This window comes from Paenibacillus sp. FSL H7-0323 (assembly GCF_038002725.1).
Lineage (GTDB): Bacteria > Bacillota > Bacilli > Paenibacillales > Paenibacillaceae > Paenibacillus_AQ > Paenibacillus_AQ odorifer.
In genome coordinates, this window is record NZ_JBBODB010000001.1 from 6,200,839 (window position 1) to 6,214,456 (window position 13,618).

The 13,618-nt window shown below is 44.3% G+C and carries 16 protein-coding genes; 11 read left to right on the plus strand and 5 right to left on the minus strand.

Translation table 11 applies throughout. The annotated features are described in order from the left end of the window. The first annotated feature begins 43 nt into the window (after window positions 1-43). The 3 genes from MHH89_RS27650 (at window position 44) to MHH89_RS27660 (ending at window position 3,159) form a co-directional block, all read left to right on the plus strand. Window positions 44-2,023: a GTP-binding protein gene (locus MHH89_RS27650; protein ID WP_076129526.1), complete on the plus strand. Its 1,980-nt coding sequence runs from the start codon at window positions 44-46 to the stop codon at window positions 2,021-2,023. A 61-nt stretch (window positions 2,024-2,084) separates the two neighbouring features. Further along, a complete protein-coding gene (locus MHH89_RS27655) occupies window positions 2,085-2,570 on the plus strand; it encodes a DUF6933 domain-containing protein (protein ID WP_076129525.1) in 486 nt (161 codons plus the stop codon). Between the two features lie 61 nt (window positions 2,571-2,631). Further along, a complete protein-coding gene (locus tag MHH89_RS27660; protein ID WP_341088608.1) occupies window positions 2,632-3,159 on the plus strand; it encodes a GNAT family N-acetyltransferase in 528 nt (175 codons plus the stop codon). Window positions 3,160-3,469: 310 nt separating this feature from the next. On the opposite strand, the gene MHH89_RS27665 is transcribed toward MHH89_RS27660, so the two are convergent. Continuing rightward, the gene (locus MHH89_RS27665; protein WP_341088609.1) at window positions 3,470-4,033 is read right to left on the minus strand and encodes a CGNR zinc finger domain-containing protein; all 564 of its coding nucleotides are present in this window, start codon (window positions 4,031-4,033) and stop codon (window positions 3,470-3,472) included. Between the two features lie 220 nt (window positions 4,034-4,253). Here MHH89_RS27665 and MHH89_RS27670 point away from each other — a divergent pair, with 220 nt between their 5' ends. The 7 genes from MHH89_RS27670 to MHH89_RS27700 all read left to right on the plus strand — a co-directional run bounded on the left by MHH89_RS27670 (window position 4,254) and on the right by MHH89_RS27700 (window position 11,232). Further along, the gene (locus tag MHH89_RS27670) at window positions 4,254-4,748 is read left to right on the plus strand and encodes a DinB family protein (protein ID WP_036686798.1); all 495 of its coding nucleotides are present in this window, start codon (window positions 4,254-4,256) and stop codon (window positions 4,746-4,748) included. A gap of 301 nt (window positions 4,749-5,049) precedes the next feature. After that, window positions 5,050-6,810 (plus strand): cache domain-containing sensor histidine kinase, encoded by a 1,761-nt coding sequence (locus tag MHH89_RS27675; protein WP_038569068.1) that lies wholly within the window; start codon window positions 5,050-5,052, stop codon window positions 6,808-6,810. Further along, entirely contained in the window at window positions 6,807-7,595 is a 789-nt protein-coding gene (locus MHH89_RS27680; RefSeq protein ID WP_341088610.1) for a response regulator transcription factor, read from the plus strand. Before MHH89_RS27675 ends, MHH89_RS27680 begins: the two co-directional genes overlap by 4 nt. A 111-nt stretch (window positions 7,596-7,706) precedes the next feature. Further along, window positions 7,707-9,029 carry an extracellular solute-binding protein gene (locus tag MHH89_RS27685; protein WP_038569072.1) on the plus strand — a complete coding sequence of 441 codons (1,323 nt, stop codon included), beginning with the start codon at window positions 7,707-7,709 and terminating at the stop codon, window positions 9,027-9,029. Between the two features lie 101 nt (window positions 9,030-9,130). Beyond that, a complete protein-coding gene (locus MHH89_RS27690; protein WP_036686803.1) occupies window positions 9,131-10,012 on the plus strand; it encodes a carbohydrate ABC transporter permease in 882 nt (293 codons plus the stop codon). Between the two features lie 13 nt (window positions 10,013-10,025). Beyond that, window positions 10,026-10,916 (plus strand): carbohydrate ABC transporter permease, encoded by an 891-nt coding sequence (locus MHH89_RS27695; RefSeq protein WP_076219626.1) that lies wholly within the window; start codon window positions 10,026-10,028, stop codon window positions 10,914-10,916. A 121-nt stretch (window positions 10,917-11,037) separates the two neighbouring features. Beyond that, complete coding sequence (locus MHH89_RS27700; RefSeq protein WP_036686806.1) at window positions 11,038-11,232, plus strand: hypothetical protein; 195 nt, start codon at window positions 11,038-11,040, stop codon at window positions 11,230-11,232. Between the two features lie 26 nt (window positions 11,233-11,258). On the opposite strand, the gene MHH89_RS27705 is transcribed toward MHH89_RS27700, so the two are convergent. From MHH89_RS27705 to MHH89_RS27715, 3 genes are all read right to left on the minus strand, one after another. Further along, window positions 11,259-11,744: a hypothetical protein gene (locus MHH89_RS27705; protein ID WP_076280204.1), complete on the minus strand. Its 486-nt coding sequence runs from the start codon at window positions 11,742-11,744 to the stop codon at window positions 11,259-11,261. 96 nt (window positions 11,745-11,840) lie between these two features. Next, window positions 11,841-11,972 carry a cortex morphogenetic protein CmpA gene (gene cmpA, locus MHH89_RS27710; RefSeq protein WP_094903512.1) on the minus strand — a complete coding sequence of 44 codons (132 nt, stop codon included), beginning with the start codon at window positions 11,970-11,972 and terminating at the stop codon, window positions 11,841-11,843. A 64-nt stretch (window positions 11,973-12,036) separates the two neighbouring features. Continuing rightward, on the minus strand, window positions 12,037-12,399 hold the full coding sequence (locus MHH89_RS27715) for a hypothetical protein (RefSeq protein WP_036686808.1): 363 nt from the start codon (window positions 12,397-12,399) through the stop codon (window positions 12,037-12,039). A gap of 120 nt (window positions 12,400-12,519) precedes the next feature. On the opposite strand from MHH89_RS27715, the gene MHH89_RS27720 reads away from it, so the two are divergent. Continuing rightward, window positions 12,520-12,981 carry a SprT family protein gene (locus MHH89_RS27720; RefSeq protein WP_081386440.1) on the plus strand — a complete coding sequence of 154 codons (462 nt, stop codon included), beginning with the start codon at window positions 12,520-12,522 and terminating at the stop codon, window positions 12,979-12,981. On the opposite strand, the gene MHH89_RS27725 is transcribed toward MHH89_RS27720, so the two are convergent. Continuing rightward, entirely contained in the window at window positions 12,971-13,609 is a 639-nt protein-coding gene (locus tag MHH89_RS27725) for a pentapeptide repeat-containing protein (protein WP_076282038.1), read from the minus strand. The genes MHH89_RS27720 and MHH89_RS27725 overlap by 11 nt on opposite strands. Window positions 13,610-13,618: the final 9 nt, after the last annotated feature.

Sequence of the window (13,618 nt, forward strand, 5' to 3'; positions counted from 1 at the left end):
AGATAAATTTAGATAAATCTAGCTCATGATAGGGGAACTATAGATGATTCAGCAGCAGGGAGCAGAACGGATTAATGTGGGGATATTTGCCCATGTGGACGCCGGGAAGACAACAACAACGGAGCATATTTTGTATGAAAGCGGTCGCATTCGAGCGCTTGGCAGCGTAGATACGGGGACGGCATTGACGGATTCTATGGATGTGGAGCGGCAGCGGGGGATATCCGTACGGGCGGCATTGGCTTCTTTTGCTTGGAAAGGTGTGCAGATTAATCTGGTCGATACCCCGGGGCACGTCGATTTTCTGTCCGAAGTTGAGCGGTCTTTGCGGGTGATGGATTGTGCGGTGCTTGTTCTTTCAGCCGTGGAGGGTGTGCAGGCCCAAAGCGAGATGATCTGGAACGCGCTGCGCAAGCTGGGAATCCCCACACTTATTTTTGTGAACAAAATGGATCGTGTAGGTGCTGACCCTGAAGCTGTGCTGGCAGAGGCGCGAAATTATTTGTCTAGTGATATTATTCCAGTTCAGCAACCCATCGGCAAAGAGAAGGAGTACATAGGAGCAAGAGATTTATGGGAGAATGAAGCTGATGCTAACAAGCGAACAGAATTATTAGAGGCTTTAGCTGAACGGGACGAAGAGCTGTTGGAGAAGTATATGTCTGGTAGTCCGATTGATTTGGCTGAATGGAAAAAATATATGAAAACAGCCTCCTCATCAGGTCGCTTTTTTCCGATGGTTTATGGCGTCGCCGCCAAGGGGCTTGGGATTACTGCCTTGCTGGATGCGATGGTTGAGTATTTTCCGCGCGCTGGTGGGAATGTGGAGGGTCCGGTGTCAGGCATCGTATACAATATTCAACGTGATAAAAGTATGGGACGGATGGCGTTTGTCCGCCTTTATGAAGGGACGATCCGTAACCGCGATACGCTGTTGAATTATACGCAGGATATTCAGGGAAAAGTGACCCAGATCCGCAAGGTCGAAGGTGGTCGGACCGAGGATGTTGGAGCGCTTGAAGCGGGAGATATTGCTGTTATCTATGGTCTTTCCGGGGTGCGCATCGGAGATGTGCTCGGCCATCCGGGGGCCATTCCGGAGGAGGCGAAGCTGGCTGTACCGCTGCTAACAGTGCGTGTATTCTGGGAACCAGATATGGATGACCATAAAGTTATCGGGGCGCTGCAGGAGCTGGCGGATGAAGATCCGCTTTTGGATGCACAGTGGCTGCAGGATGAGCGGGAGCTGCATATCAAAGTAATGGGACCGATTCAGCTGGAGATTCTGAACAGTGTTCTGGAGGAGCGATATGCGCTGAAGGTGACCTTCGGTCAGCCTTCTGTCATTTATAAAGAAACGCCAGCCCGTGCCGGCGAAGGTTTTATCGCTTACACGATGCCGAAACCGTGCTGGGCGATTCTACGCTTTCAGATTGAGCCTGGACCTCCGGGCAGTGGTTTAGTCTATGATTCGATAGTGCGGAGTTCCGATCTGCTGCCGCAATACCAGAGCGAAACCGCACGTCGTGTACCGGAAGCCTTGCAGCAGGGTTTGTATGGCTGGGAGGTTACCGACCTTAAAGTGACCTTGACCGAGGGACAGCATCATGTATGGCATACCCATCCGCTGGATTTTGCTGTGGCGACTCCGATGGGAATTATGGACGGACTCGCTCGGGTAGGCACTAAGCTTCTGGAGCCGATTCTGCAGGTTCGCATCGTGGTCCCTGAGGAGAATGGCGGCCGGGTGATGAACGACCTCGTGCAGATGCGCGGCACGTTCGAGCCTCCCGTGCTGCAAGGCGAACGGATGATCATCGAAGGACGTCTGCCGCTGGCAACGTCACTCGATTATCCTGTCAGCTTAAGCTCCTACACGAAGGGGCGCAGCACGTTTACTTCTTTTTTTGCCGGCTATGAAGAATGTCCACCAGACGTATCTGCTGAGCGCACCCGCCGGGGCGTGAACCCACTTGATCAGGCGAAATATATATTAAGCGTGCGAAAGGCACTGCAAGGGTAAATTGAGGTAGAAGGACTATTGAGACTAATAGGCAGGGTGAAGACAAAGGAGCGTGTCAGCGATGTTAGTACTAAGATATACTCAGAAATTATTAAAAGATATGAAAGTAGCTCCAGTAGAAGTAGAAGACATCTCCTCCTTTTTTAGTTGGCATGTGAATATTATGCAACTCAGAAAAAAACATATTTTATTTGTACATGATGCAAGCCGGTTATGTATATTATTGGATGGAATAAGAAGTGGTCAAGCTGATAAATTGGTTGAAAAGTTCAGAATAGAACTTAAGGAGTATTTATTGCAGGAGGGTTTTAAGAAGCAGCTCATAAATCAGTATTTACTAGAGGCCGGAGAAATCACTATATCCCGTACAAATAATAAAAGTGTACTTGGAACAATGAATGAAATAACACTATACAATTCGGTAGCTCAAAGTGATTTCAGCTTGCTTGAGAGGAATAAGTGGTTGAACACTATTATATATAAACCTATTGATTATAAAGAGCCCATTAATGTCTTTAGAGAATCCTTAAATAGTTACTATTCATAAGCAAGTACTGTCAATCTTGGACTAGCTGAAGCTTTTATCGGAAATCTGAGGGGGAAATAAATTGAAGATTAGAGAAGCAACAGCTAGTGAAATAGACGGGATCGCTTTTGTCCACGCTGCGAGTTGGAAAACCACGTACAGAGGGCTAATTTCGGACGAGTTTCTCGATAAAATCACAGTGGAAGCAAGAAGAAAGCTCTGGATTCGGAATTTTGAAAACCCCAATAAAGACGAGGTTATGTATGTGGCCGAAGATGGGGCTGGGACGATTATTGGTTTTGCAAATGGAGGAGCGCGAAGAGGGTCAGATCTCTCTGATCTCTATGATGCGGAGCTATATGCACTCTATTTGCTTAAGGAACAGCAAGGAAAGGGTCTTGGAAGGCAACTCATAAGAAGCGTAGCACAGAATTTATTGGAGAAAAATTATAGCTCATTCATGACTTGGGTGGTAACAGGAAATCCCGCGATTCATTTCTACCACAAAGTGGGTGGGCAATCTGTTGCGACAAAAGAAGTGAAGATTGGGAATGAGATTGCTGAAGAGATCATGATCGGGTGGAGGGATATTGGGGTTGTTGGGGATTAAGAGCCAAGGAGAGCGATGTGCAGAAGCTTTTAACTGTATTTTGTACAACTATAATCCCACAAATAACCCGCCAAAGGATATAACTGTATTTCGTACATCTATTTTTGTGATTTAATACTCTATGGGCACATTTTATAGTTTTTAAGTGTACAGAATACAATTAAAGTCCTGATGATCCCCTTTGGATGCGGAATAAGTGTATGAAATGCAGTTATTTTACGAGTTCATTAAGCTCTGCCAGCCTTTTTCCACTTGCCCATAATCTGCCGTAGCAAGCCACCGCAAACCGGAGTATCGTTGCTACAACCGCCTATTCCCCCTCAGACTCAGCCTTCTTCCGCGCCCGGAAGCGCCGCACCTTCATAAGGTTGCCACAAGCTTTGTCATCGCAGTACCGCTTGGAGCGGTTGCGTGTATCATCGTAATAGACCCAGAGGCAATCGGGATTCTCGCAGATGCGGAATCTGGTGGGTTCTTTTTCAAGCAATGCCTCGGCAAAAGACGCCGCAATCTCCGCCATCACCTGTTCCCAACCGCTATGGAGTGGCAAAAGCTTTATTTCCGCTTGCTCGTCGCTTTTCCATACAATTCGCCGTGTAACAGGACCCTTGTCCAAATAGATATTGAGCTGTTCAAGCATTTGTCCATACACTGTGTTTCCTTGCACAATAGCCTGTACCCAGTTCCATAGTAGTGAGCGAAGCTTTTTAAGCTGCGCCATTTCTATCGTGTTCGGCATCTGTGTTTCTAAAAGAGAATACTCCTTCAGCCATTTAAAAACCCATTCTTCTTCATCGAGCCTGTCCCGATCTTTATTCTTATCACCTGTTCGCCAATCCCGCCAGTAGCTGTTAATGAAATCCTCCCACAACACGGTCTGTTCATCCTTTCCGATTCAACGCTCATTACAAATCATTGTAACAGTTAAAAATAAGTTTAGCTAGTTACTTGAATACAATCTGGAAATATGCTACATTTCTTTTGTAACCACTATATTGTGGTTTAAGTCGTTACATATTAGTTCGCTTTGAAGTAGTTCTTTTTGAAGCTACACCATGAAGTTTATGTTTACACAAATTTTTAGGAGGTTGAACATGCAAAATAAAATCAGTGAGGTCTTGCTCCAAAATTGGGATTATTGCATGGATATCGAGGATTGGGCTCCGCCGCTTAGCGATGCGCTGGAAGGTGTGGATAGCAAACAGGCTCTCTGGAAGCCAGAGGGTGGGGCGGCCAATTCTATCTGGGAAACGGTTAACCATCTAACTTATTATAAGGTGCGTTTGCTGCGAAAGCTAAAAGGGTTGCCCAAACAACCCGATGCTGAAAGCAACGATGATACCTTTACTGTAACAGCTGAAGGAGAAGAAGCATGGGCGAAAGCCGTTGCAGACCTGAAGGACGTGCATGCTGCTCTTAGAGAAATCATTGAAGCGTTGGAAGAAGGCGCGTATGATTGGGGCGGTTCGGGTCATGCGCCAGGGGAAGAGGTAATGAGCCTTATCCTACACGATTCTTACCATACTGGACAAATTATTATGCTGCGTAAATTGCAGGGTTCTTGGGTGTCCAACCGTAGTTTTAATTAGAACCTCCACATTTAAAAATACAAGCCGTACACTGCTATTCCGGTATACCCGGGTCAGCGGAGGTACGGTTTTTTTGTGTGCAACTCTGGTAGGCACGAGTATATATTCTATATTGTTTTTTTTGGTTGATTTGGATAAATTAAAACGCGATATGGATATGGGCTCAGAAACTAATCACTGATATCATATAATCCAAAGGCTGAATTAACAAATAACTAGAGCTGCAGATGATTCCTGAAGATTTAAGGGTCATCTTTTTTGATGAGGAATCAAGTTTATCAGGCGGAAGGGAGTGTAAAGATTGACGAGGTTTGGACAGTTAAACACATTGCGTAATCAAATTTTCCTGGGTTTTATGTTTGTCATGGTGATCGTACTAGCCACGGTTGGTTTTTTTATGTACGGGCAAGTTTCGGTTCTATTACGCAATAGTGCGGAGAAGCACATTGAACAGACTGCAGTTCAGGCAACGGGCAAATTGGATGTACTGATCCGGCAGATTAATACGTTGACGGCACAAGTGGCAACCAACGCCTCCATTCAGCGATTGCTCGCTCAAGAGGCCGAAGGAAAGCCGATCAGCTTCGCCGAACGTCAAACCATCCAGCAGGAAGTACGTAAATATGAGGCGTATGCGACAGGGATTCGTTCCATTGAGCTGTATGCAGGTGATTATCAGAAATTACTTTCGGTTGATGACGCCAGCCTGAACAATCGAGTATCCGAAGAATGGATCAGCCGGGTGGACGAGGGCAAAGGACGTCTCGTATGGTTTGGACTTGACCCGCGGAATTCGGATATCGTCATTGCGATTCGTAATATTAGGCTGATTGATCATTCATTCACGAAAGCTGGCTATATTATGGTTCAAATTGAGAAAAGTTACTTCCAGCTTACGGATGAGGTGGACAGCTCACAGGCGGAAACGCGTGAATTAATGAGATTATTTGATGAAGCGGGACGGCAAATTTCTTCCGATTTTTCCGTAAATGTCAATGCAAATAAGATACTGGATCATGGAGGAGAAAAGGTTGAGGTTGGCGGAGAAGACTACATTGTAATTCAGAAGCAGTCCAAGGCAACAGGCTGGAGGCTAGTAATCCTCACTCCAGTTGACTATACGACAGAGGGGATATCTGTCCTTCGTACAGCGATCATCGTATCCGGTGTTGTTGGCAGTTTATTGTTTCTCATCTTTACTTTTATTTTATCCACGATGATTACACGGCCCATACTGAATTTGATAAAAGTGATGCGCGGTTCACGATTTGGAACCTTGAAACCGATTTCAGTCACTTCTACCACTATGGAGATCAATGAGCTCAATAATACTTATAACCAGATGGTTCACTCTCTGAATGAACTAATTGAAGTCGTCTATCAGAAGGAGATCGTCCAGAGTCGCACAGAATTAAAGGCACTTCAGGCTCAAATCAATCCGCATTTCTTATTTAATACATTAGAAGCATTCTACTGGGCCCTAGATGAAAAAGGTGAGGAGGAATTAGCCCAAATTGTGGTTGATATGTCGGGGCTTTTTCGTTATGTCATCAATCGAACTGATGATGATGAATGGGTGACTATCGGCGATGAGCTCGATCATGCCGAAAGATATTTGAAGATTATGGAGATGCGTATGCTCGACAGGTTATCCTGGCGGATTGAGTCAGATGAAGCTTGCCGAAGTGTCCCGCTACCGAAGCTGTTAATCCAGCCTCTTGTCGAAAATGCGATTCTTCATGGCGTAGAGCAAAGGGTTGGACCGGGGACAGTCATGCTAATTGTCAGACCTTCAAGTCGTCCGGGATATACATTGGTTACGGTAACTGACGATGGTCCAGGGATGGATGCAGCAAAGATATCGTCTATCTATCACACCATGGAGAAGGGGAGCATGAGGTCTTCCAAAGGGACTGGGATTGGTATTGCTAATATAGAGCGGAGACTGAAACTCAGTTACGTAGACAATACGGACGGGCTTGAAATACGAAGTGAAGAAGGTTATGGAACTAGCATCTCTTTTGAAATACCAAATGAACCTGGAGAGGGGAAAAACACGTGAAAACTATACTCATCGTAGATGATGAACCGAGAACAAGAGAAGGGGTTCGTAAAACATTAGAAGCCTGGTCATCCGGTCAATATCGCATCGAAACCGCAGCAAGCGGTGTTGAGGCACTGGCATGGCTGCAAAATAACGAAGTTAATCTACTTATTACCGATGTGCGCATGCCTGAGATTGGAGGGCTAGAATTAGTTGAAAAGCTGAACGAAATGCCTCATCCTCCAGTGGTTATTGTGATCTCCGGCCATCCTGAATTTGACTATGCACAGAAAGCCTTGCAGTTTGGTGTAGTTGAATATTTACTGAAGCCACTCGATAAAACGAAGCTGGTCCGAGCAGTGGAATTAGCATTGAAACGCAAGGATGATATTTATCGAATCGAACGAATGGAGAAGCTGATCGATCCCAAGCTTATGGAAACGGTACAGCAGGAGAAAGTGTATAGCACTCAAGTGCGTGAGGCACTCCAATACTTAGACGAACATCTTCACGAATCGATATCCATGCGTGATATAGCGGATCAATTACACATGAATGCCAGCTATTTCAGCGTCCTTTTCAAAGAGCAGACGGGACTGACTTACAGTGAATATGTAACGAGAAGGAGAGTACAACGAGCCAAAGAACTACTGGTGAACACCCGGCTGTCCATTGCTGAAATCGCGGAACAAGTAGGCTATCAAACAGCCAAATATTTTGTGAAGGTATTTCGTGCACTCGAAAATGTTAGTCCAGGGCAATACCGACAGAACGTCATGACCACGGAGGAAAGAATCCAATAATAGTGGTATTAGTCCCAATCCTTATGACCTTACGACATCATGGGATCCAAGCTACAATTTAGTTAAGCGGTTACAAGGCCGCTAGACAACAATAGAAAAGGGGTTGTAAGCGTGCGCAATAAAAAATGGACAATATTGTTCTTAACGATGTGCCTCGTTCTTGTCACAGCTGGTTGTGGTCAAAAAGATAACAATGCAGGTGAATCTAAAGGTAGTGCAAATGGGGGAAGCGACAAAGTCACCGTTAACTTCATGCATTTATGGCCAGAAGGTGTTTCTGCCGGACAAAATAAAATTGTTAATCAAATCATTAAAGAATATCAAACAGAGCATCCCAATGTTGTAATCAAGCAAGAGGTTCTTGACAACGAGCAATACAAAAATAAGCTGAAGGTATTGTCTGCTTCTAACGAATTGCCAGACGTTGGGGTAACTTGGGCCGCTGGCTTTTTGCAGCCTTACGTTGAAGGAAATCTGTTCGCACCTGTAGATGACTTGTTGAATGGTGAATTAAAAGACAAGTTCGTCGCAGGAACTACAGAAGCTTATGCTATTAACGATAAAACGTATGCGCTTCCACTTGAGTTTAACATCGCACCTATCTACTACAATAAAGCTATTTTTGAAAAGTATAATCTTGAGGTTCCACAAACCTACGATCAGTTTAAGCAAGTTGTAAAAACACTATCTGATGGGGGCATTGCACCGATTGCTCTCGGCAATAAGGATCGCTGGACAGGATCGCTTTGGTATATGTATCTAGCTGATCGGATCGCAGGCCAACAGGCACTTGCAGGTGCGATCAGTGGATCAGGCTCATTTATGGATGAAGGATTAGTAAAGGCGGCATCAGAGGTCCAATCACTTGTAGACAGCAATGCATTTGTTAAGGGATTCAACGGTTTATCAAATGAAGAGGCAAAATCAGAGTTCGTAAATGGCAAGGCGGCAATGTACATGATGGGATCATGGGATCTGCCAAACTTCACAACGAATGAAGAAATTCCACTGGAATTCCGTAATAGTGTTGGTTTCTTCAAATTCCCGACAGTTGAAGGCGGGAAGGGAGACATTAACAGCTGGGTAGGTGGACCAGGTGTAGGATTATTTGTTGCTGAGAACTCTGAGGTAAAAGAAGAAGCAAAATTATTCGTCGAGTATTTCGTATCCAAATGGGGAGAGCAATCCGTAACTGGAGCAGGCGTTATTCCAGCTACGAAGGTGGACACCGCCACACTGGATCTACCACAGCTCTACATCGATTTGTTTAACGAAATGAACAAAGCTAGCAGCATCACTTTATTCGCAGATGTTCAAATGCGTGCCAATGCAGCAGAAACGCATCTGAATATGATCCAGGCTCTTTTTGGCAAAGCGGTGACGCCAGAGAAGTATTCCGAGGAGCATGACGCGGCCATCTCTAAAGGCAACTAAAGCTTCGACAACTAGGCGAAGGGGACAATTAGCTTATCCGGCAGCGTGATGCCGGATAAGCCTTTCCTCAAACGGTTTATGAAGGAAAGGAGTCGGACACTTTGGATAAAGTGATGTCTAACAAAAAAATAATCGCGTTATATGTATTTCCCGCCTTGCTTCTCATTCTGGCTATTGTATATATTCCGATTGTTCTAACGGGTTATTATGGACTGAATAAATGGAATGGCATAGGTGCTCTGACTTTTATCGGATTTGATAACTATAAAGCTTTGCTAACAGACCAAACCTTCTGGAATAGTGCTTGGCATTCTCTGCAGTTAGCGTTGTTTTCTACCCTAAGTCTCATTATTTATTTGGCAATTGCTATGGTATTAGCCGCCCGGATCAAGGGAGCTAACTTGTTTCGCAAAATATATCTGATTCCGATGCTGCTATCGTCCGTTGCGATTGCGCAGCTTTGGCTAAGAATTTATCATCCGACGAACGGAATTGTGAACAGCTTATTAGTATCCATTGGTTTTGCTAATCCTCCTGCATGGCTTGCAGAGCCTACATTAGTTTTGTTTGCTTTATTTATTCCCATTCTGTGGCAATATGCTGGTTTCTATATTCTGATCTATTACGCAGCACTCAAGAATATCCCGACCTCTCTGGAAGAGGCAGCAAAGATTGACGGAGCCTCTGCCTTACAAATCGCTTGGAAAATTAAGCTTCCACTCGCAATGGAAGTCATTAAAGTTACGATTGTTCTGGCCGTTGTAGGTTCTCTGAAGTATTTTGACTTAATCTTTGTTATGACGGATGGAGGTCCTAATGGCTCTAGTGAAGTGATGGCGTCTTATATGTATCATCAGGCTTTTCGGGCTTATGATTTTGGCTACGGGAGCGCAATTGGTTTCTTCCTGCTCGTCATCTGTCTCGTCATTACTTGGGTCATTCGCAAATTAACTGCTACGAAAGATTCGATCCAATACTCATAAGGAGGGGCGCTTCATGATGTCTGGAACTGCAGGAAGGCTAGAAATCGGGCCAAAGACAGGCGGCGCTGGCACGGAGATCACACGTAAATTAGGCTACTCATTGCTATATATCGTGTTGATTGCCGTTGCTGCTCTGCAATTGTTTCCGCTTGTATGGCTGCTGTTTTTCTCATTAAAAAATAATCAGGAAGTGTTCAACCTTCCTGCTCTATCGTTGCCGATGAATCCTCATTGGGAGAATTACGCGAAGGTCTGGAATGTAGGGAACATCAACGTGTATTTCTTCAATAGCGTATGGATTACCATCGTGGCTACGGTGTTAACGGTTATCTTCGGGAGCTTGGTTACGTATGCAGTTACCAGGATGAAATGGAAGGGAAGCTCGTTCGTACTGGGATTGTTTATGGTAGCGATGATGATTCCTGTTCATTCCACGCTTATTCCGTTATTTAGTATATTCAATAAGATTGGCTTAACGGATCACCCTTTGTCACTTATTTTGTCTTATGTCGCTTTTAACATGCCGATAACGATTATGATTTTGCTGGGTTTCTATTACGCACTGCCACGCGAAGTGGAAGAGGCTGCAGTAATTGATGGTTGTTCCGTGAACAGAATGTTTTTTAGAATTATACTTCCTATGACAAGCTCGGTGATCGCGACTACAGCCATTATTAATATGATCTATAACTGGAACGAATTTATTTTTGTAAACACATTTATTAGTTCTGATTCTTACAAGACGCTGACCGTGGGGGTGCAAAACTTCATTGGTCAATATACGACGGATTGGGGTGCGATCGGGGCAACGCTTATGATCAGTATTTTGCCTATTCTGATTACATTCCTGTTCCTCAGTAACCGTATCGTTGAGGGAATTGCGGCGGGTTCGGTTAAAGGGTAAGTAGAAAGAAGACCTGAATTTCTCAGCTCGAAAAGCTGAAGAGAATTCCGGTCTTTTTTTTAATCCAATCTAGAATTTTGATTCAATCTTGAAAGCCTCGGGTTAATGGAGGCTATCAAAGATGAACATTCGAAAGGAGAGATTGCTGATGGAACCGGGCTATAAGGATAGAAGTGTTGAAGTGGAGCATAGGGAGGTACAACGGAAATCGGATTCCAGCGTTGTCGCATCTACCTTTATTAAATATGCTGCTTACATTATTATATTTTTTGGTTTTCTGTTCTTTTTGGTTAAATATGTATTTCCTAAGTTTTAATAAGGATTGATTCTTAAGGCGGAGTCTTATTGTTTCTCTGCGATGATCTTTTTTATTACTGCTATAGTTTCTGGTGCAGCATTCTCCAGCATAAACTCAATTGCAGCGAACTGCCGCATAACGTACCTGTGCTCAAGCTTTTCTAAAGGGTTGAAAAAGCCTTCCGGATAATCGATAATCTCCAGATCCCGCTCCGTGACCTGTCCTATGTATTCAAAGGCGTATTCGAATGTACCTTCCGAAATATATAAATCGACGATTTCTTCAATTCGCTTGCGATCAATATGATCCACGACAGTTAGATAATTAGGTGCACTCCAGTAGGCCCCATTTAGACAAGCACCACTTTGGATGTAGTCTTGTCGGATCGCTTCGATGTTCTTGAAGGTGTAGAAATCCGATGCCCAGCGGGAGCGGTCAGGGAATGTGACTATGACATAGAGATTATAATTGTCCTCTTCCTCAGTCCCACTTTCCGGAGACAGCTGTATATGTCTTGTTCTACTGATCATAATTATAAGTCCCCTTTCTTAACAAAAACGGCTACCGTCTTTTTAAAAGACGGTAGCCGCTGCTTTAAATATGTCCTAGATTTTAATCATCCGAGGCTATAACTTCATCTCATTACTCGATTCCGCAGAATTACGATAAAAGAACCAGCACTCATTCAGCAGCTTGATCTGACGGCGGTCTTTTTTGTAATAAGCTTTCATTAGCTGATGGCAGAGCCACTGTGGCAAGCGAATCCCTCCTCTAACAACTTACGTAAGTTAGAATATGGAGAAATAAGCCTAAAGGTGCGGATTACAGTAGGCTTTCTGCTTCCTCTTCGTACCACTGCTCCAATTGAGCCTGTAGTGCTCGTATCTCAGTAAGCAGGGAGATCAGTGGGTAGTTCTTCTGCTCTTGAACAGAGGCGAAGGCTTGTTCCAATCTATTGATATAATCCAGACCGGACTCCAGGGAGTAATCCTCACGTAACAGATCCAGCGAATCGCACTCGGCGATGGCTAAGGGCAGATCCGGAACATTATCGGCTGTCAGCTTGTCGATTTCTTTGTTCAGGCGTAAATTGAGCGCACTTAGTTGGTACGCATATTCCTCAGGCATTTCCACGAATTGTAGTTCTTGATTTTGCTGCAAAATTACATACCGCATTTTCGGCATTGTTCATTCTCCCTCCGTACTTGTCTTCCTTCTTGACAGTTTAGCCTATGCACAAGTTACAATTCAAGTAGAGATCTTATTTCCCGTGGAAAGGACTTGTGATAGAACGCTATGGAAACTATGAGCAACGAAGAGCTGCAGCTGTGGATTGAGCAGGTATCACGGGACAGCTTTGGCGTGCCGTTTAGGCATAAGGCCAGCTTTAACAGCCGGTTGTCCTCAACGGGCGGCCGATATTTTACCAAAAGCCATAATATAGAGATTAATCCCCATCAGCTTACCATGTTTGGCAGAGAAGAGACGGAGCGGATTATAAAGCATGAGCTATGCCATTATCATTTGCATTTGGCTAAGCGAGGGTATATGCATCGTGACGCTGATTTCAAAAGCCTGCTGGCGCAAGTCGGCGGAAGCCGCTACTGTCAGACACTGCCGGGTGCAAAAGCTCGGAAGTCGCTGCCCTATCGATATAAGCTTGTATGCAGTGCCTGTGCCATGGAGTATCCGCGTAAGCGAAAAGTAGACCCTAAGCGTTATCGCTGTGGTAAATGTTCGGGCAAGTTGAAGTTATTTATTTTATAACCAAACCTAATAATCCGACAAAAGAAACAGCTTGCTGAGGCGAAATGATACATCCTTCTAAATCTTTGATATCCACGATCAAGCCACTGAACTCGCAGTCACTAAGGTCGATCCCATTAAGCTTTGATCCTGACAATGTGGCTTGATCCATATTACACTCGCTGAAGCTGATTTTTTGGAAATTTGACTGATAGTAGTCGGAACTCATTAATGAGCTGTTCTCAAAAGCAACCTGCTTCAGATTAGCGAATCGAAACGTAGCAAAATCCCCGATACAATCTACTACCCGAACATTCTGGAATCTGCCTCTTGTAAAGTCTGTGCCGATGAGCTTGCAGTTTCTAAATTCAGTTCGATGAATAATGCCATTCGTAAAATCCACATTGGATAGATCACAGTGATCAAATATCACGTCCATAAGCTCGATCCCAGTTAGGGAGCACTCCGTAATCGTTACATTTTTAAAAATCACGCGATCGAAGCTGACCTTATTAGCCTCTTGATTATCAATAACCGTATCGCTGATGCTGCAACAGCTGAATTCGTCTTTAGTTTGCAGTGAATATATTTGCTCAGGAAGAAGAGAGTCTGGATCTGCTATTTTTGGCGAATCAATTTTGAAATTCATATGTACCTC